This is a genomic window from Nostoc sp. NZL (assembly GCF_015714705.1).
Classification (GTDB): Bacteria; Cyanobacteriota; Cyanobacteriia; order Cyanobacteriales; family Nostocaceae; genus Nostoc; species Nostoc foliaceum_A.
This window is the reverse complement of sequence record NZ_WBKL01000198.1, coordinates 29,740-50,684: the sequence shown is the minus strand read 5'-3', so window position 1 is coordinate 50,684 and position 20,945 is coordinate 29,740. Positions and strand designations below refer to the sequence as shown.

At 44.0% G+C, this 20,945-nt stretch carries 13 protein-coding genes; all 13 read left to right on the top strand.

Annotated features, from left to right (window positions below):
- Window positions 1–131: 131 nt before the first annotated feature.
- The 13 genes from F8R90_RS29545 (at window position 132) to F8R90_RS29485 (ending at window position 20,904) form a co-directional block, all read left to right on the top strand.
- On the top strand, window positions 132–6,179 hold the full coding sequence (locus tag F8R90_RS29545) for an AAA family ATPase (protein ID WP_196513603.1): 6,048 nt from the start codon (window positions 132–134) through the stop codon (window positions 6,177–6,179).
- An 8-nt stretch (window positions 6,180–6,187) separates the two neighbouring features.
- A complete protein-coding gene (locus F8R90_RS29540) occupies window positions 6,188–6,817 on the top strand; it encodes a response regulator (RefSeq protein WP_196513610.1) in 630 nt (209 codons plus the stop codon).
- Window positions 6,818–7,232: 415 nt separating this feature from the next.
- Window positions 7,233–7,700: a cupin domain-containing protein gene (locus tag F8R90_RS29535; protein WP_196513602.1), complete on the top strand. Its 468-nt coding sequence runs from the start codon at window positions 7,233–7,235 to the stop codon at window positions 7,698–7,700.
- Window positions 7,701–7,868: 168 nt separating this feature from the next.
- Window positions 7,869–8,726 carry an oxidoreductase gene (locus F8R90_RS29530; protein ID WP_196513601.1) on the top strand — a complete coding sequence of 286 codons (858 nt, stop codon included), beginning with the start codon at window positions 7,869–7,871 and terminating at the stop codon, window positions 8,724–8,726.
- A 387-nt stretch (window positions 8,727–9,113) separates the two neighbouring features.
- Window positions 9,114–9,704 (top strand): DsbA family protein, encoded by a 591-nt coding sequence (locus tag F8R90_RS29525; RefSeq protein ID WP_196513600.1) that lies wholly within the window; start codon window positions 9,114–9,116, stop codon window positions 9,702–9,704.
- Window positions 9,705–10,148: 444 nt separating this feature from the next.
- Window positions 10,149–16,193, top strand: a complete 6,045-nt coding sequence (locus F8R90_RS29520) for an AAA family ATPase (RefSeq protein WP_196513599.1) — start codon at window positions 10,149–10,151, stop codon at window positions 16,191–16,193.
- Window positions 16,190–16,819 (top strand): response regulator transcription factor, encoded by a 630-nt coding sequence (locus tag F8R90_RS29515; RefSeq protein ID WP_196513598.1) that lies wholly within the window; start codon window positions 16,190–16,192, stop codon window positions 16,817–16,819. The genes F8R90_RS29520 and F8R90_RS29515 overlap by 4 nt, the downstream gene beginning before the upstream one ends.
- Before the next feature lie 214 nt (window positions 16,820–17,033).
- The gene (locus F8R90_RS29510; RefSeq protein ID WP_196513597.1) at window positions 17,034–17,570 is read left to right on the top strand and encodes a DsbA family protein; all 537 of its coding nucleotides are present in this window, start codon (window positions 17,034–17,036) and stop codon (window positions 17,568–17,570) included.
- Between the two features lie 46 nt (window positions 17,571–17,616).
- Entirely contained in the window at window positions 17,617–18,516 is a 900-nt protein-coding gene (locus F8R90_RS29505; RefSeq protein WP_196513596.1) for an alpha/beta hydrolase, read from the top strand.
- Window positions 18,517–18,609: 93 nt separating this feature from the next.
- Window positions 18,610–19,359 (top strand): SDR family oxidoreductase, encoded by a 750-nt coding sequence (locus F8R90_RS29500; protein ID WP_196513609.1) that lies wholly within the window; start codon window positions 18,610–18,612, stop codon window positions 19,357–19,359.
- Window positions 19,360–19,492: 133 nt separating this feature from the next.
- Window positions 19,493–19,996, top strand: a complete 504-nt coding sequence (locus tag F8R90_RS29495; protein ID WP_230967065.1) for a nuclear transport factor 2 family protein — start codon at window positions 19,493–19,495, stop codon at window positions 19,994–19,996.
- 20 nt (window positions 19,997–20,016) lie between these two features.
- Window positions 20,017–20,691 carry an MOSC domain-containing protein gene (locus F8R90_RS29490; protein WP_196513595.1) on the top strand — a complete coding sequence of 225 codons (675 nt, stop codon included), beginning with the start codon at window positions 20,017–20,019 and terminating at the stop codon, window positions 20,689–20,691.
- Window positions 20,692–20,904: a lipocalin-like domain-containing protein gene (locus F8R90_RS29485; protein ID WP_196513594.1), complete on the top strand. Its 213-nt coding sequence runs from the start codon at window positions 20,692–20,694 to the stop codon at window positions 20,902–20,904.
- Window positions 20,905–20,945 lie beyond the last annotated feature (41 nt).

The window sequence follows — 20,945 nt, the reverse complement described above, 5'->3', positions numbered from 1 at the left end:
ATTTTTGATACCCTGCGGAAGCCATAACAATACATAATAGGTAAATTGACTTCTCAAAGTAGAACTTGAATAATAAGCATTAATTCTATTTGGGTTTGCGGTTCTTTCTATGCTTTGACAAGGTGATAAGAATGATTGCGCTACCTGACGTTGCGGTTGATGCTCAGATATATTCCAGCAATAATTCTGTGGTGTATCGTGGCATCAAGCTATCAGATCGCACGCCTGTTATTCTCAAAGTTCTCAAACAGGACTATCCTACGGCATCGGAACTCACCCGCTACAGGCAGGAATATGAAATTACGCGATCGCTTAACTTAGAAGGCGCGATCAAGGCATATAGTCAGCAGGAATATCAGCGCACACTCATTATTCTTTTAGAAGATTTCGGTGGAGAGTCTCTGGAACGATGGATACAGCAGCGTTCAGAATTCTGCCCTATGCCCTTATCAGCTTTTCTATCCCTTGCCATTAAACTCACAGGTATTCTGGGCAGAATTCACGCTGCTGGTGTCATTCATAAAGATATCAACCCTAGCAATATTGTCTTCAATCTAGATACTGGAGTCGTTAAATTTGTTGATTTCGGAATTGCTACTCGATTTAACCGCACCAATCCAACCTTCAAAAACCCTCATGTTCTAGAAGGCACTCTTGCATATCTATCTCCAGAGCAAACCGGACGCATGAACCGTTTGCTTGATTATCGTACTGATTTTTACTCCCTTGGTGTAACCTTCTACGAACTGCTCACTGGACAGTTACCGTTTGTCACAACAGACATTCTTGAACTTGTCCATTGTCATCTTGCCAAATCACCTGTTCCGCCTCACGAACTGAAGGCAACGATTCCCAAAGCAGTTTCAGATATCGTTTTGAAACTAATGGCAAAGAATGCGGAGGATCGCTATCAGAGTGCTTGGGGTATCAAAGCAGATTTAGAAATTTGTGCTGACCAATTAAAAAAAATCGGGCAAATTAATAGCATTCAACTGGGTCTATTAGATGTTTGGGATCAGTTTCAAATTCCCCAAAAACTTTATGGACGGGATCAGGAAGTTGCAATGTTACTAGCGGCTTTTGAGCGCGTAGCGTGTCCGTTGGCGCAGCCTCCCGCAGGGAAGGACAGTCGCGTTGCTTCAGAAAACCTTGTACAACAAACTTCAGAACAGAAACTAACAGATAATCAAACCTTCAAAGTCGAAATGATGCTGGTTTCTGGCTATGCGGGAATTGGGAAATCAGCATTAGTGCAGGAACTTTATAAACCAATCACCGCAAAGCGCGGCTATTTTATCTGGGGTAAATTCGATCAATTTCAGCGTAATATTCCCTACAGTGCGATCGCAGATGCTCTGCAAAAATTGGTGCAACAACTGCTGGGTGAACCGGATGAGCAACTTCAACAGTGGCGATCGCAACTATTGACCGCTTTGGGAAGCAATGGACAAATCATTATTGATATCATTCCAGAAGTTGAACTGATTATTGGCAAGCAGCCGCCCGTACCAAAAGTTGGAGCAATTGAAGCTCAAAACCGCTTTAATCGCATTTTTCAAAAGTTTGTGCGGGTGTTTTGTTCAAAGGAACACCCGCTTGTAATTTTTTTAGATGATTTGCAATGGATAGACTCAGCAACACTGAAGTTAATTGAGTTGTTGTTGCTGGATGAGCAAACCCAATTTCTGTTTTTAATTGGAGCTTATCGAAACAATGAAGTAAATCCAACCCATCCACTGATATTAACTTTGGAGCAATTGCGAAAACAAGGCGCAGTGATTGGGGAGATAATTCTGACACCCTTAACGCTGGAGCCGTTGAACCAGTTGATTGCCGAAACGCTGCATCAAAATACAGACAATGTTACTGCCTTAGCTCAGTTAGTGCTGTGTAAAACCGAAGGCAATCCTTTTTTTGTCGGTGAATTTTTGCAAATGCTGTATAGCGAAAATCTGCTAACCTTTGATGCGAAAAACTTATGTTGGCAGTGGGATATTGCTCAGATTCAAGCTCAAAACATTACCGATAATGTTGTAGAGTTGCTGTTGAATAAGTTAGAAAAACTACCAGATGATACACGCCACATTCTCCAGTTAGCAGCTTGCGTTGGTGCTGAATTTGATTTAGATACGTTATCGATTATTTGTGAGAAATCATCTAAAATAGTTTTCCAAGATTTACTAGTAGCAATCCAAGCTGGATTAATTCAACCTCTTTCTGAATTAGATGAGAACTTGTTAGTTCAAAAATATAAGTTCTTGCACGATCGCGTTCAGCAAGCAGCATACGCTTTAATTGATGAGGCGCACAAACAAGTTGTTCATTTACAAATAGGTCGTCAGCTGCTGGAAAATAATTCCCTAGAGCAGATAACAGATAGGCTGTTTGAAATTGTTGATAATTTGAATCAAGGAATTGAGCTGGTTACAGATCAACCCGAACGCAATAAAATTGCTAGCTTAAATTTAAGCGCAGGTCAAAAAGCAAAGGCAGCAACAGCCTACGAAGCTGCTCTCAATTATTTCAATATGGGACTGAAATTTCTGAGTGCAGAGAGTTGGGAGAAAGAGTATAACCTAACTCTAGCTTTGTACTCAGAAGCAGCAACAGCGGCGTACCTCAGTGGTCACTTCGGCGAGATAGAGCAATTAGTGGGAGTGGTACTAAACTGTGCTAAGACAGTGATTGACAAAGTGAAAGTTTACGATAGCAAAATTCAAGCTTGTTTGTCACAGGGCAATCCTCAAGAAGCACTTAAAATTGGACTGGAAGTACTGGGGTTATTGGGAGTAAACATAGTCGAAACTCCCAGTCAGTTGGATGTTCAAAGAGGATTAGAAGAAACTGCTTCATTATTAGCTGACCGGGAAATCAAAGACTTTATTAGTTTGCCGAAAATGACAGCACCAGAACCACTGGCAGCAATATCTATCTTATCGAGTGTTGTTGCTGCTGCTTTTATGGTGTCACCAAATTTGATGGCGTTAATTGTATGCAAAATGGTAAATTTATCAATCAAATATGGTAATGCTACCTGTTCGCCACTTAGCTATGCTGCTTACGGACTAATTTTGTGTGGAGTAGTTCAAGACATTGAACTTGGCTATCAATTCGGAAAATTGAGTTTGAGTTTGATGGAAAAGTTAAATGCCAAGAAAGAGAATACTCAGGCATTGGAAGTATTAGGTACTCATGTAATCCACTGGAAAGAACATATTAAAGAAACACTACCAATTCTGATTGATGCTTATCAAAACGGTGTGGAAACTGGAGACTTTGAATTTGCTGGTTATGCTGCATATAACGTGTGTTGCCACTCATATTTTGTAGGTCAGGAACTTACAGAACTGGAACACAAAATAACAACCTACAGTCAGGCTATCAGCCAAATCAGACGAGAAAATCCCTTGAATTGGACTGCAATATTGTGGCAAACAGTCCTTAACTTGCTAGATAGTTCTGAAAATCCCAGTCGTTTAATTGGTTGTGCATACAATGAAGAGCGATCGCTCCCATCTGCTATTCAAGCCAATGATAGACCGGAAATTCACTACTTGTATTTGAATAAACTTATATTATGCTATCTATTTGGTGAGTACCATCAAGCTGTACAGAATGCAATTAAGGCAGAACAGTATTTAGATGGGGTAACAGCATTAATAGCTGTACCTCTATTCCATTTCTATGATTCTCTGGCACATTTGAGTGGATTGACTCATGCTGCGGAATCGCAAAAAGAAACTTGGCTAAATCGCGTTAATATCAACCAAGAAAAGATGCAAAAGTGGGCGGATCATGCCCCAATGAATTATTTACACAAATTTTATCTAGTCGAAGCAGAAAAAGCGCGAGTTTTAGGGCAAGTTCTTGAAGCTGAGGAGTTTTATGAACAAGCCATATCTGCTGCTTCTGAAAACGAATTTATCCAAGAAGAGGCATTAGCCTATGAGTTAGCCGCTAAGTTTTATCTAGAACGTGGTAGATCAAAGATTGCCCAAACCTACATGAAAGAGGCTCACTACTGTTATGAGCGATGGGGAGCCACTGCAAAAGTAAACGATTTAGAAACTCGGTATCCACAGCTATTTCCTCAGCCGTCAGTTAGAGCTGGTACGTCAATCCGCACTACTTCAGGAAACACCTCTAATCGCTCAGATGTTGCTCTCGATTTAGCAACGGTGATGAAAGCGTCACAAGCGATTTCGAGTGAAATTGAACTCGAACGCCTGCTCCGTTCCTTAATGCAGATTTTAATTGAGAATGCTGGCGCACAAACAGGGTTTTTGATTTTGGAAAACTCCGGAGAATGGCTGATTGAAGCTTCTTGTGAACTAGCGGATGCTGAAAGTGTTTGTGCTACGCAAGTGCTGCAATCGCTCCCAACTAAAAATTACCTGCCGGAATCAATTATCCAGTATGTGATTCGGACTCATGAATCTATCATTTTAAATGATGCAACTCGTGAAGGTAATTTCACCAACGAGCCATATATTCAGCAGAACCAAACTCAATCACTTTTGTGTTTACCGCTATTAAATCAAAATAAACTTGTCGGTGTATTGTATTTAGAAAATCAATTAGCAACTGGAGCATTTACACCGACTCGTTCGCAAGTCTTACATCTACTATCAACCCAAGCAGCCATTGCTATCGAAAATGCTAGGCTCTACTCAAAGCTGCGTGAGAGCGAAAGTAAGATGACTCAATTTCTAGAAGCAATTCCAGTCGGTGTTGCAGTTGTAGATACATCGGGTTGCCCTTATTACTTCAACCAGCAAGCAACTCAGCTATTGGCTAAAGATATCGATCCTTCTCTGACACTCAATCAACTTGCAGAGGTTTATCAAACTTATCTGGCTGGAACAGATCAAAAATATCCAACTGAGAGAATGCCACTTATCCGCGCGTTAAGGGGCGAATGTACTAGAGTTGATGATATAGAAATTCACCACAACAACGCCACAATTCCCATTGAGGCATGGGGAACTCCAATATTTGACGAACAGGGCAATGTGACTTACGCGATCGCCGCCTTTCAAGATATTACTGAGCGAAAACAAGCAGAACACCTATTAGCCAATTACAACCGAACCTTAGAGCAACAGGTTGCAGAACGAACGGCAGCTTTACAGAAAAGCGAAGCCGAATTGCGCGATGTCTACGACGAGCTTCGCTTACGAGAACAGGAATTACGACTGATCACAGACGCTCTCCCCGCTTGTATCAGTTATTTGGATGCCAATCAACGTCATCGATTTATCAACCGCACCTATGAGGTGTGGCTTGACTGTAGTCGAGAAGAGATTTTGGGCAAGTCAGTTCGTGAACTCGTGGGAGACATGACTTATCAAATTGTTGAACCGTATATCAATCAAGCGTTAGCAGGACAAACTGCAACCCTGGAACTAGAAATGCCCTTGCCATCCGGTAAAAAGTATATCACTTCTACCTTGATACCCCATTTCGATGGCAATGCCCAAGTTGTAGGATTTTATTCTCTACACACAGACATCAGCGAACAGCGAAACGCTGCACTACGTGAACTCAAACGTGCCGAAGAAGCCTCGATTTTAGAAGAACGCAACCGCATGGCACGCGAAATTCATGATACGCTGGCTCAAGCGTTTACAGGTATTTTGGTTCAAGTTGGTGCAGCAACCCAAGTGCTAACGGATGATTTAGAAGCAACGCAGGCACATCTGGACATGATCGATGAATTAGCAAGAATCGGGCTGAGTGAAGCTCGTCGCTCAGTTACAGCACTCCGCCCTCAGTTGTTAGAGGAAGGCGATTTATCTAGCGCCCTCAATCGCCTTGTGACGCAAATGAGATCTGCTACCGATGATACTGATTTGATTTACGAAATTCAGGGTACAGCCTATCCTTTACCCGCCGAAGTGGAGAATAACTTACTACGAATTGGGCAAGAAGCATTGACAAATGCAATTAAATATGCAAAAGCTGACGAAATTCGCCTTGAGTTAGTGTATGCAGATGCACAATGTAGTTTGTGCATAAAAGACAATGGACAAGGCTTTGGCGTAGGTAGCATTCCTTCTGTTGGCGGATTCGGATTGTTGGGAATGAGCGAACGGGCAGAGCGAATTGGAGCGCAATTGAGAATTGAGAGCCAACTAGGGCAAGGAACAGAAATTATTGTCATTGTTAATCGAAGGTAAGAACCATGATCGGCCAATCCAATACAATTCGCGTTTTAATTGTTGACGATCACTCCATTGTCAGACAAGGATTGGCAACCATCATTAACCGCGATCCAGAAATGACGGTAATTGCTCAAGCAGAAGATGGACAACAGGCGATCGCTTGCTTTCGCGAACATCAACCAGATATCACACTGATGGATTTGCGAATGCCGCAGATGGGAGGAGTTGAAGCCATTACTGCAATTTGTGCCCAATTTAAACCTGCCCGAATTGTGGTGCTAACTACTTATGATGGCGATGAAGATATCTATCGCGGATTACAGGCAGGTGCGAAAGGCTATCTGCTCAAGGATGCAAAACCCAACGAACTTCTTAATGCCATTCGCATGGTTAATCGCGGTCAGCAGTACATTCCGCCGGAAGTGGGGGCAAAGCTGGTGCAGCGCATGAGTAACCCAGAACTGAGCGAACGAGAGCTAGATGTACTCCGTTTAATGGCACAGGGTATGAGTAATTTAGAAATTGCAACTGCTCTAACTATTGGAGAAAGTACAGTTAAATCTCATGTCAATCGCATTCTCAGTAAATTAGGCGTGAGCGATCGCACTCAAGCCGTGATTATTGCGGTCAAACGCGGGATTGTTAGTTTGTAGGCTGTGCTTTCGGTTAACTTTCGATTCCAACTTTAGTTGGAGTTAGTCTTCCATTGTGAGATGGGTTAAGCGATCGTCCACTCGACTAAATAAAAGTGCCAACTGTGAGTGGACGACAAACCAGAGTCAATTGCATATATTAAATTCATGCAAACACAGATAGCAATCCAGTTGCAAGATTCAAGTTTGCTGAATACAGATAGGACAGAGAGGAATGTAGGCATAGTCCACCGCAGATATCACTTGCGGTAAACATACTTCCTCTCGGAGGTAACAGTAAACAATGACCGTAAACACCGTTGATTATTTGTTCCACCTTCAACTCAGGATTATAAACAGAGTTGATGGCAGCTATTATCGCTGCAAGTAATGAAGTGCTTTGATCCTCAATCCCATAGTTATAGGAGGTAAAACGATGAGTACCGAATTGAGTAAAAACAAAGTTGCAATTGTCAGCCGGGGCGAAGACCTCAATTGGTTCGATACAATGCCTGGTGAGCAAATGACTATCCGCGTACACAGCAGAGATGTCGGCGGGGCTTTCACCATCATCGAAGCGCGTGTCCCGCCGTTCGTAGGCCCGCCACTCCACTATCACGAACAAAGAGAGGAGATATTTGAAGTACTTGAAGGCAGATTTCGCTTTCACTGCGCGGGCGAAGAGTTCGAGGTCGGGACTGGAACATCGGTTGTTGTGCCCCGTAACAGCGTGCATGGATGGGTGAACCTCGGGCCGGGATATGCTCGGTTGCTCTTTACCTTCGTACCCGGCGATATTGACGAATTTTTTCCCCAAATAGGTCAAACACCGCCCGAAGGTTGGACGGATCTGGCATCTCAGCACGACACTTGGATCGTCGGAGCGCCCCTGTCCGCCAGCTAAAGAGGCTGCAAATGATTAAAGTGCGTTGTCACTCAAAGAGCTTGAGTGTTGTGAAGAAGGCAGAGGGCAGGAATCAGAATTCCCTTCTGCCTTCTGCCTCCTGCCCTCTGCCTTTCTTGCTAAAGCCAGTACACCAGATAACACCTAAAACCAACACAGGAGACGAAAATGCAAAAAGTATGGTTTGTTACCGGAGCTTCCAAAGGGTTCGGGTTGGAAATTGCCAAAGCAGCTCTGGCATCGGGCGATCAAGTGGTGGCGACGGTTCGCAGTCAGCCTGAACAACTAGCCGTAGCCTTGCACAACCACCCAGATATGTGCATTGTGCAGATGGATGTCACAGAGGAAGACCAAGTACAAGCAGCTGTAAAGCAAGGCGTTGCCCGTTTCGGTCGGCTCGATGTTTTAGTCAATAATGCTGGGTTTGGAATGCTTACCGCCATTGAAGAAGCCTCGGATGCCGAAGTCCGCAAACAGTATGATACCAACGTATTTGGCTTACTGAACGTGACTCGTGCAGTGTTACCCTACCTGCGCCAGCAAAAGTCCGGGCGGGTCATCAATATCTCATCTCTGTTCGGCTACGATGCTATTCCGGGTTGGGGATTATACGGGTCTACCAAATTTGCTGTCGAAGGCCTCTCCAAAGGGCTAGCAATCGAACTGGCACCTTTAGGAATCCACGTTACGGTAGTGGCTCCTGGTCTTTTTACGACCGACTTCTTAAGCACTGAATCATATACGGCCGCCGAAACCATCATCGCCGATTACCAGGAAACGGTAGGACTGATGCGTAGGCGTGTCGATGCTCTCCACGGGCATCAGCCCGGCGATCCGAAAAAGCTTGCCCAGGTGATTATTCAACTAGCTAATGCAAAAAATTCGCCGCTTCATTTGCCCCTCGGAAAGGATGCGATCGCCTCTTACCGGAACAATGCCGCGAAAATGGCAAAGGAAATTGAAGCATGGCTGCCAGTATCCACTAGTACCGACCACGATTTAGCCTTATCCGGCTATTCTGCCTAAAAATCCCCCAGATGATTGAAGATTAAATTGAGGCATTTTGTTGAATTCCAACTTTAGTTGGAGTTAGTCTTCCATTGTGAGATGGGTTAAGTGATCGTCCACTCGACTAAATAAAAGTACCAACTGTGAGTGGACGACAAACCCCAGCCGATTGCATATATTAAATTCATGCAAACACAGATAGCAATCGGGTTGCAAGATTCAAGTTTGCTGTACACAGATAGCACAGAGAGGGATGTAGGCGTAGCCCACCGTAGGCATCATACCAATTCAAAATTCAAAATTAAGAAACTTCTACAGAATCTAGGTTTTGGGATTTGAATCTGTTGTCAAATTTTAGGCAATTGGTATCACTTGCGGTAAGCATACTTCCCCTGGGAGGTTCCAGTGAACAATGACCGTAAACACCGTTTATTATTTGTCCCACCTTCAACCCAGGATCATAAACAGGGGATGTTAAGTGCCGCTGTGGTACTGGTGATGTATGGAGATTATCAATGTCAAGAAAGTGCGGATGTTTATCGGTTGCTGAAAGTCATTGGACGACAACTGAGTATTTCTTTGGGAGAGGATTATTTGTGCTGTATTTTCCGCCATTTTCCGCAGATACAAATTCATTCTCAAGCTCTACGTGCGGCAGAAGCGGCAGAAGCGGCTGCTGTTCAAGGTCAGTTTTGGCAAATACATGACATTTTGTTTATTCATCAACAACAGTTAGCAGATGGTTATTTAGTAGAGTATGCCAATGATTTAGGACTTGATATCTCCCAATTTCTGCAAGATATGTGTAAGCATTTGCATCTTGAGCGTATCAATCAAGATATCGAAAGTGGCACCCACAGCGGAGTAACAGCTACCCCAGCTTTGTTTATTAATGGGATTCGGTATAGCGTAGGTGTAGCCCGCAGCAAGCATCGCTGGAATTTCGATCTGTTAATAACAGCCATTACTACTGCAAATAATTTACCTCACACATGAGGCAGCGTTTAATGGAATGGGATACAGCCATTTGCGAAATAATTGTGTTAGGCGCGGCATGATCCTGACTTTCCACATCCCGTGAAAAGTCAGGTTTGCTCCAATGCTTAATGCTAATCAACTTGGAGATTGGAATAGCGGATATTTGAGGTGGTTAGGGTTGCTGATAATGCTTGGTGGGCTTGTGTTGCGGTATTGGTCTGCTAAAACACTTTCGGCACGCTTAACGGCAATAACTCTTAAGCTCATACAAAACATAGGTGCTTGAAAGGTAGAATAGAAGCTGATTTCGGCAGATAATCTGAGTCAGGGCAAATTAAGGAACAATAAAACATCTGGAAAACTTTTGATACTCGTGTTTAAAAGTCTGCCTTTACGATCGCACTTGCGTAATGTGGAATAATTAGGTGATACGGCTGATGATGCTCACCGGAAAAAAATTATATGATTGCCCTGCCTGGAGTTACTATCCAAAGCAAAATATATGAGAGTTCAGCATCTTTGGTGTACCAGGGGATCAAAAACCAAGATAATTTAGCGGTAGTTGTAAAGCTACTCAAGCAAGATTATCCATCACCTCAAGAACTAACCCGCTACAGACAGGAATATAAAATTATCCGTTTCCTTAACTTGGAAGGAGTTATCAAAGCATACAGCCAGCAGGACTATCAACGCACTTTGGTGATTCTCTTAGAAGATTTTGGGGGAGAATCCTTAGAGCAATTGATCTACAAGCGTCCAGATATCTTCTGCCCCATGCCTTTATCCACTTTTCTAGGTCTGGCGATCGCTATTTGCGATATTCTAGGCAGAATCCATGCAGCCAATATCATTCATAAGGATATCAATCCTGGAAACATTGTTCTCAATCTTGATACTGGCGTTGTTAAAATAATTGACTTTGGGATTGCCACCCAATTCAACCGCACGAATCCGAGTTTTAAAAGTCCTCATGTGTTAGAAGGAACACTTGCATATTTATCTCCAGAGCAAACAGGACGAATGAACCGTTTGCTCGATTACCGCACCGATTTCTACTCCCTTGGTGTGACGTTCTACGAACTGCTAACCGGACATCTGCCGTTTAAAACAACGGATATTCTGGAACTAGTTCATTGTCATATTGCCAAACAGCCACCTTCACCTCATGAAATAAATACAAAGATTCCCAAAGCAGTTTCAGATATCATTCTAAAACTGATAGCAAAAAATGCAGAAGATCGCTATCAGAGTGCCTGGGGAATCAAAGCGGATTTAGAAATCTGTGTTCAACAATTAGAAGAAATCGGTCAAATCTCTAGTATTCAGTTGGCGCTTCAAGACGTTTCGGGTCAGTTTGAAATTCCCCAAAAACTGTATGGACGGAACAAGGAAGTTGCAATGTTACTAGCAGCTTTTGACCGTGTAGCGTTTCCAGAAAACAATCGCATCGCTTCTTTACCAAACAACTCAGAAAAGACTTCACAAAGCGAACAAAAGGGCAATCCAAAATTCCAAGTTGAAATGATGCTGGTCTCTGGCTACGCTGGAATTGGCAAATCAGCATTAGTACAGGAACTCTACAAACCTGTTACTGCAAAGCGCGGCTATTTTATCTGCGGGAAATTTGATCAATTCCAGCGCAATATTCCCTACAGCGCGATCGCCCATGCCCTGCAAAAATTGGTGCAGCAATTGCTCGGTGAACCAGATAATCGGGTGCAACAGTGGCGATCGCGTCTGCTCACAGCGTTGGGCAGCAATGGGCAAATCATCATTGATATCATCCCGGAAGTTGAGTTAATTATTGGCAAGCAGCCTCCCGTACCGGAAGTTGGAGCAACGGAAGCTCAAAATCGCTTTCATCGAGCTTTTGGACAGTTTGTGCGGGTGTTTTGTTCAAAGTCACACCCCCTGGTAATTTTTCTAGATGATTTGCAGTGGATCGATTCAGCAACGCTGAAGTTAATTGAGCTGATGCTGCTGGATGAGCAAACCCAATTCCTATTTTTAATAGGAGCCTATCGAGATAATGAAGTCAATCCAACGCATTCACTGGTATTAACCTTGGAAAGACTGCGAAAACAAGGAGCAGTTCTTCAGGAGATTATCTTGGCACCTTTAACGCTCTTGCCGTTGAGTCAGTTGATTGCCGAAACGCTACATCAAAATGTAGACAGCGTTCGTTCCTTAGCAGAGTTAGTGTTGCGTAAAACCGAGGGAAATCCTTTCTTTGTCAACGAATTTTTAAGGACGATGTATAGCGAAAATCTGTTGACATTTGATGCACAATACTTAAGCTGGCAGTGGAACATTGCTCAGATTCAAGCTCAAAATATCACTGATAATGTTGTGGAGTTGATGCTTCACAAGTTGAAGAAACTACCAGAGAACACACAGCAAATTCTCCGGTTAGCGGCTTGTATCGGTGCTGAATTTAATTTAAATACTTTAGCAATCGTTTGTGAGCAATCCTCTAAAGCGGTTTCTCTAGATTTGTTGGCAGTTATCCAAGCTGGATTAATTCAACCCCTGTCTGAATTAGATGAAAACTTGTTAGTTCAAGAATATAAGTTTTTGCATGATCGCGTACAGCAAGCAGCTTATGCCTTAATCGATGAGTCGCACAAACAAGTGGTTCATCTCGAAATTGGTCGCAATTTACTTGAAAAAACTTTACCAGAGCGACTCTCAGAGCGGCTGTTTGAAATTGTGGATCATCTCAATCATGGAATTGAGTTGGTCACAGCTCAACAAGAACGAAACAAAATTGCCAGATTAAATTTAATCGCAGGTCAGAAAGCAAAAGGGGCGATCGCTTATGGCCTGTCAAAAAAATATTTAACTACAGCAAGAGAATGGCTGGCAGCATCTAGCTGGCAAACAGATTATGACCTGACCTTAGAGTTATACGCAGAAACAACAGAAGTCGCGTACTTGTGTGGCAATTTTGACCAAGTGGAGTTCTGGGCAGCGATCGTTCTGCAACAGGCTAAAACGGTTCTTGATAGCGTGAAAGTGTACGAAGTCAAAATTCAAAGTTACATCGCCCAAAATCAGCTATTAGAAGCAATTAATATTGGCTTGCAAGTGTTGCAACAACTGGAAATTAGTTTTCCCGAACAGCCAAGCCAGTCAGATATTCAGCTTGAACTAGACGCAATCTCATGCCTTCTTAGTGAGAAATCGATTGAGGACTTGATTCATTTGCCCCAAATGCACGAGCCAAATAAGTTAGCAGCAATGCGAATCCTATCTAGCATCACGATTACTGCTTATAGTGCTGCTCCTACTTTGATGCCGCTACTGGTATCTAAACAAGTCAGCTTGTCAATCGAATATGGCAATGCGTTTGCGTCTCCCTTTGTTTATGCCAACTTTGGATTAATTCTGTGTGGGAAGGTCGGAGACGTCGAGACTGGCTACGAGTTTGGACAGTTAGCTTTCAGGCAGTTGTTACAACCTAAGACCCATTCACTCAAAGCTAGAACATTGATCATCGTGAATACCTTCATCATTCATTGGAAAGATCATGTGAGAGACACATTACAGTCATTACTAGAAGCCTATCAAAGCGGGCTAGAAACCGGAGATTTAGAGTTTGCCGCCTATGGCGCTCATTCTTATTGCTTTAACTCCTATGCTGTCGGAAGTGAACTCGTGGAGGTTGAACGCGAGATGACGAAATACAATGAAGCAATTGGTCAAATAAAACAGGAGACAGCACTAACCTGGAATCAAATATTTCAGCAGACGATCGCAAATTTGATGGGCTACTCGGTCAATCCAACCCGTCTAGTTGGCAAATTCTACAATGAAGAGAATGGATTGCCACAACATGAAATAGCAAATGATGGAACTGCAATCTTTAATGTCTATTTCAATAAACTTTTCCTGTGCTACCTATTTTCCAAGTATGTTCAGGCAGTTGAAAACTCAACCATAGCAGAACGTTATGTGATCCGAGTAACAGGCTCACCTCTTGGCCCTTTTTACTATCTATATGATGCTCTGGCAAGACTTGCTATATACCCCGAAAGCAGCGCTCAAACGCAGTCGGAGATGCTCAAAAAAGTCGCTGTTAACCAGGAGAAAATGAAACAATGGGCATTTTATGCGCCCATGAATTATTTGCATAAATATCATTTAGTTGAGGCAGAGAAAGCGCGAGTTTTGAGTCAGTGGTTTGAAGCAGAAGAGTTCTACGAACAAGCAATTGTCGGTGCTAGAGACAATGGCTATCTTCAAGAAGAAGCATTAGGCTATGAATTAGCTGCCAAATTTTACCTATCTCGCGGTAGAGAAAAGTTTGCCCAAACCTATATGAAAGAAGCTCACTACTGCTATGAACGCTGGGGAGCAACTGCGAAAGTAAGAGATTTAGAAACTCGCTATCCCCAGCTATTGCCTCAATCGTCGGATCCAGCTTTGCCAACCCATAAAACTTCTGTCACCACCTCTAATCACTCACCCATTACTTTTGATTTAGCAGCGGTGATGAAAGCGTCGCAAGCGATTTCGAGTGAAATTGAACTGGATAAGTTACTCAGTTCCTTGATGAAGATATTAATTGAAAATGCTGGCGCACAAACAGGTTTTCTAATTTTAGAAAACTCAGGAAAATGGGTAATTGAAGCGTCTGGTGAAGTTAAGGAGGGTGAGAATACTTATGCTACACAATTACTGCAATCTATTCCAACTGCAAATCATCTACCTGAATCAATTATTAATTATGTTATTCGTACTCATGAATCTGTCATTTTAAATGATGCTACTAGTGAAGGTAATTTTATTCATGAGCCATATATTCAACACAATCAAATCCAATCAATCTTATGTTTGCCTCTGCTAAATCAAGGTAAGCTAGTGGGTGTGTTGTATCTAGAAAATAAATTAGCGGCTGGAGCATTTACACCAGAGCGATTCTCCGAAGGAGACGCTACGCGAACGCAGATTTTACATCTGTTATCATCCCAGGCAGCGATCGCCATTGAAAATGCCAGGCTCTACTCCAAGCTACGCGCAAGCGAAAGTAGAATGAAACAGTTTCTAGAAGCGGTTCCGGTAGGTATTGGAGTATTGGATGCGGCTGGTCGCATTTACTACGTTAATCAACGGGGAATTCAGCTAATGGGTAAAGGGATTGATCCTTCTGTGGCACCGGAGCAAATCCCAGAGGTTTATCAATTTTATCTGGCGGGAACAGATCAAAACTATCCAACTGAGAAACTACCAGTTATTCGGGCATTAAGCGGCGAATGTACCACAGTTGACGATCTAGAAATTCACCAAAACAGTGTAATAGTTCCAGTTGAGGTCTGGGGAACTCCTATCTTTGATGAACAGGGCAATGTAGCTTATGCGATCGCAGCCTTTCAAGACATCACAGAGCGGAAACAAGCAGAACACCTCTTAGCCAACTACAACCGCACCTTAGAGCAACAGGTAGCCCAACGAACGGCAGCTTTACAGAAAAGCGAAGCCGCACTGCGCGAGCGAGAACAGGAATTACGACTGATCACCGACGCTCTACCTGCTCTTGTTAGCTATGTGGATGCCAATCGACGCTATCAATTTATCAACCGCACATACGAAGACTGGTTTAGCCGTAGTCGAGATGAGATTCTGGGCAAGTCTGTTTGTGAACTTCTGGGTGAGGCAGTTTATCAAATGGTTGAGCCGTATGTTAATCAAGTGTTTGAAGGGCAAACTGTAACCTTGGAAGCAGAAATTCCCTTTTCGCTTGGTAAAAGATCCATCAGTGCTACCTTGATCCCCGATTTCGATCGCAATGCTCAAGTGAGAGGATTCCACAGTTTAATCACAGACATTAGCGAACTGCGCAACGCAGCACTGCGTGAACGCAAACGCGCCGAAGAAGCTTCAATTCTGGAAGAACGCAATCGCATGGCGCGAGAAATTCACGATACACTAGCACAGTCCTTCACGGGTGTTATCATTCACGCTAGAACTGCTGTGAACAAGATAACAGTAGACCCAGAAAAAGCTCAGGCTCACCTAGCTCAAGTCCAGAACTTAGCCCAAACTGGACTTTCAGAAGCACGCCGCTCTGTAGAGGCGCTACGCCGTCCTTACTTGTTAGAAAATAGTGATTTACTCAGCGCTTTCAAACATCTGACAAGTCAGCTAGAATCATCCACTGGTATAACAATTATGTGTGAAGCCGTCGGCATCCCCTATCCGCTACCCTCTGAGGTGGAGAATAATCTACTTAGAATTGGACAGGAAGCATTGACGAATGCACTCAAGTATGCAAAAGCAACTGAAATTCGTGTTGAACTAATCTATCAATCCACGCAGTGCATATTGCGAATCAAGGACGATGGACAGGGATTTGCAATTGATCGTTCTTCTAGTCACAATGGCTTTGGTTTATTAGGGATGGCAGAACGTGCCGATCTCATTGGGGCACAGATCCAGATCCAGAGTGCCCTTGGACAAGGAACAGAAATTGTGGTGTCCGTGAATCAGCAGGAAAAACCATCATGAGTCAACTTAATGCCATTCGTGTTCTGGTTGTAGATGATCACCCCGTTGTACGTCAGGGTTTGATTGCAATGCTGGAAGAAGCGCCAGATATCCTTGTTGTTGGACAAGCTGGGAATGGTCAGGAGGCACTCGCTGTCTTTCGTCAAAAACAGCCAGATGCAACTTTGATGGACTTGCGAATGCCCCAGATGGATGGAGTCGCTGCGATTACTGCCATCTGTACTGAGTTTCCTGCTGCTCGGATCATCGTATTGACGACTTACGAGGGCGATGAAGACATTTATCAGGGATTGCGGGCAGGAGCTAAAGGGTATTTACTCAAGGATGCCGAGCCAGAAGAATTGCTGTCCGCGATTCGCGCCATTCACAAAGGACAGAAGCACATTCCACCCCGCGTCGGTGCCAAACTTTTAGAGCGCATGGCAAGTCCAGAATTGAGCGATCGCGAGTTGGAGGTGCTTCAACTCATTACAACGGGCAAGGGTACTCAAGCCATTAGCAAAGCTCTATATATTACTGAACGCACTGTCAATTTTCATATAAATCATATTTTAAGTAAGCTGGGTGTGGAGGATCGCACTCAGGCTGTGATCGTTGCATTAAGGCGGGGTATTGTTAGCTTGTAGCGTCATACCTGTCAAATTTATCAGTTTATTAGCTGTCTAAATTATCAGCTTATCAACTGAAGTTTTTCTCAGCGACAAAATCAACTTAACTCTCTAAATTGAGATTATGCAACAGATAACACAGCGACATCGGTTTACCCAATTGTGAAAAAAGTTTCATTCATAGCAATCATCTGTCTCTACCTGCTGCACTCCTTTCCTTAAAGGTGCTTTCATGAGTCTCGATGATTATAATCGGTTGCTTGTGCCGATTTCAGAACAAGATCATATTCAGGGATTGGTGAGTAGTTCAGTGGTACTTGTCGAGTATGGTGACTACCAGTCTCTCACTTGTGGCGAAACTCACCAATTAATTAAGGCAATCCAGCAACAGGTCAATGACTTGTGTTTTGTATTTCGCCACTTTCCACAGCCGCAAATACATCCTTATGCTCAACGTGCCGCTGAAGCATCAGAAGCGGCAGCCGCCCAAGGTCAGTTTTGGCAGATGCACGACATTTTGTTCACCCATCAACAAGAGTTAGGAAATGATTATCTTGTGGAGTATGCCAATAATCTAGGACTCGATATTCCCCAATTTCTGCAAGATATATCCAGTCAAATACATATAGCACGCATTAATCAAGATATAGAAAGTGGATTACACAGTGGAGTAACGGCTGCCCCAGCACTGTTTATTAATGGAATTCGATATAGCGATAGCTGGAACATTGAGCAGTTGATGGCAGCTATTGTCACTGCAAGTTATTAATGTTCCTGGTCTTTAACCCCAACTAAAAAAGAGAGGGTAAGCAGTTATGCAAAGAAGAACCAGTTTTGAAAGTAAAGGTCTAAAGTGTTCTGTCACCTTTTACACTCCAGATAAAGTTGCATCCTGTGATCGCTATCCGGCTATTGTCATGGCTCATGGAATTGGCTTAACCAAAGAAATGGGATTGCCGCAGTTTGCCGAGAAATTCGCTCAAGCTGGGTTTGTCGTCTCACTGTTCGATTATCGCTACCTTGGTGCTAGTGAGGGAGAACCTCGCGGACAAATGCTTCCTACAGAGCAGCATGAAGATTTTCGTAATGCTATCACCTGGACTCAATTACAAAGCGAAGTTGACCCTGAGCGCATAGGTCTGTGGGGCTTTTCTTATAGCGGCGGTCACGCGCTGCATCTGGCTGCATTTGATCCGCGCGTGAAAGCGATAGTGGCACAGATGCCTACGGTGAATGCGTTTCTCATCTCCCGCCGTCTAGTCTCCCCACTTCAGATGGAAGAACTCACAAAGATGGTTTCACTTGACCGGATAAAACGGTATCAAACCAAAGAGGTGAGTTACCTCCCTTTGGTTGCTCCGCCTGGTGAACCCAGTTTCCTTGCGACACCCGATGCATTCAATTGGGTTGAATCGAACAAAAGCGCGAGCGAAGAAAGATGGGAGAATCGAATCTCCTTTGAATCGATTGAACACTGTCTCTATTACGAACCCGCTCCTCACATCGAGGCGATTTTTCCCACCCCGCTATGCCTGATTACGGGCGAGAAAGACTTTCTTTCACCTGCCGACATAACCGCCGCTGTCCATGCGCGGGCGATGGAGCCAAAGTCTCTCACAATCTTGAAGGGCGGACACTTTGACGGTTTTCAGGGAGAGGGCTTCGAGATTGCAAGTACAACTGCCTTGAGATGGTTTGAGAAATATTTGAAATAAACCTGAAGCACGTGTTTTGAAAAGATATCTAATCAAAATCACTACTGATTACACAACCCATTAATCAACAGGAGCAATCTCATGACAATAATCATGAAAAAACTAGAAGGAAAAGTCGCTCTTGTCACCGGTGGCACCAGTGGTATCGGTCTTGCCACTGCCAAGCGCTTTGTCGCCGAAGGTGCTTATGTCTTCATCACAGGTCGTCGCCAAACTGAACTTGATGCCGCTGTGAATGCGATCGGTGAAAACGTCACGGGTGTTCAAAGCGATGTCTCCAATCTGGCAGACCTCGATCGCCTATTCGCCACAATCAAGCAAGAGCAAGGACACCTCGATGTGATTTTCGCTAATGCTGGCGGTGGAGAACTCGCCCCGCTTGGAGCCATCACCGAAGAACACTTTGACAAGACATTTAACACGAACGTCAAAGGTCTGTTGTTCACCGTCCAGAAGGCACTGCCTCTGTTGCCAGAGGGCGCTTCCATCATTCTGAACGCCTCGACTGCTTCTACCGTGGGCACGCCAGCCTTCAGCGTTTACAGCGCAACCAAAGCCGCTGTGCGATCGTTTGCCCGTAATTGGACACTCGACCTCAAAGAGCGCAAGATCCGGGTTAACGCCATTAGTCCTGGCGTGGTTCCTACTCCTGGCTACAATCTCATGGGACTGAGTGATGAGCAAGTGCAAGTATTCGTGGACAGCCAAGCGAACAACATCCCGCTGGGAAGAGTAGGTACACCCGATGAGATTGCCAAAGCTTTTGTCTTTCTCGCTTCAGACGACAGCAGCTTTGTGAATGGCATCGAGCTGTTTGTCGATGGCGGTATGGCACAGATTTGAAGTAACCTAAAAGCGATCGCTAATTTTGCAAACGGGCTGTGTATCATTCACTTTTTGCTCAACTCAAAGCACGGAGAAATAAACCAGAGAAAATCGCCCTTAAAATTAGAGCTAGCTCATAGAAACGCTGGAAATGCTAGTTTTACACCACCACACTATGAACAACCCCGAAAATCCTCGACTACCCCTGCCGCCTTTTGATCGTGAATCCGCCATCCAAAAAGTCCGAATTGCAGAAGATGCTTGGAACACACGTAACCCTGAACAAGTATCACTCGCTTACACGTCGGATAGCCTTTGGCGCAACCGCTCAGAATTTCTATCTGGTCGTGAGGCGATCGTACAGTTTTTGACACGTAAGTGGCTTAAAGAATTGGACTACCGTCTGATCAAAGAGCTTTGGGCTTTTCAGGACAACCGAATTGCTGTCCGGTTTGCTTACGAATGGCATGATGATTCCGGCAACTGGTTTCGTTCCTATGGCAATGAGAATTGGGAGTTCGATGAATACGGATTCATGCGGTGGCGTATTGCCAGCATCAATGACCTGCCAATTCAGGAAAGCAAACGCAAATTCCACTGGATACTGGGTCGTCGTCCTGACGATCATCCTGGATTGTCAGACCTCAATCTTTGAGAAGCCGGATTAAAATTCTTATGAAACTCATCTCTGTAAACGTCGGACTGCCGCGAGAAGTGACCTGGAAAGGGAAAACAGTTAGCACTGGAATTTTCAAAGAACCAGTAAGCGAACGGGTGACGGTGCGATGGCGTTCCGCCCGCCGTAGGCGATCGCTCAATTTAGAAGGTGATAGGCAAGCCGATCTCACCGTTCATGGAGGATTAGACAAAGCAGTCTATGTCTATCCGTTCGAGCATTACGATTATTGGCGAGGTGAATTGCCTGAAACAGAATTGCCATTAGGTATCTTTGGTGAAAATTTTACGACCACCGGGTTGAGAGAAGAGGAAGTGAACATTGGGGATTGCTTCCATATCGGCACTGTAAAACTGATGGTGACACAACCTCGTGTACCTTGCTACAAACAGGGGATTAGGTTTGGGCGACCTGATATGGTTAAACGATTTCTTGCAAGTCGTCGAACTGGATTTTACTTCCGTGTTTTGCAAGAGGGCGAAGTCGGAACTGGAGACACTTTAGAGTTGGTGAGCCGGGACGACAACCATATTACGGTTGCCGATATCACTCAACTTTATGTTCGTGATCAGGACAATCCAGAGTTACTTCACCAAGCTGCTCAACTTGAAGCCTTACCCGAAAGTTGGCGCGAATACTTCCAGGAGCAAAGTCGTCGTCAGGATGTGAAATAGATGCTTTCGACATTCAATGCTTACGCTGGAACTTATACATTGAGTGGCAACACAGTCACTCACCAGATCGAAATTGCATCGATTCCTAATCGGGTTGGTACAAAGTTAGTTCGCACATTTACTTTAAGCGAGAACCGAGTGACGCTCTTAACGCCGCCAGTTTTTAGTGATGGTGTTGAGCAGGTTTTTGAGTTGGTGTGGGAGCGCATTTAATTACTAACTTCACCACCTATAAACTTAGAAGGAGTAAAGTC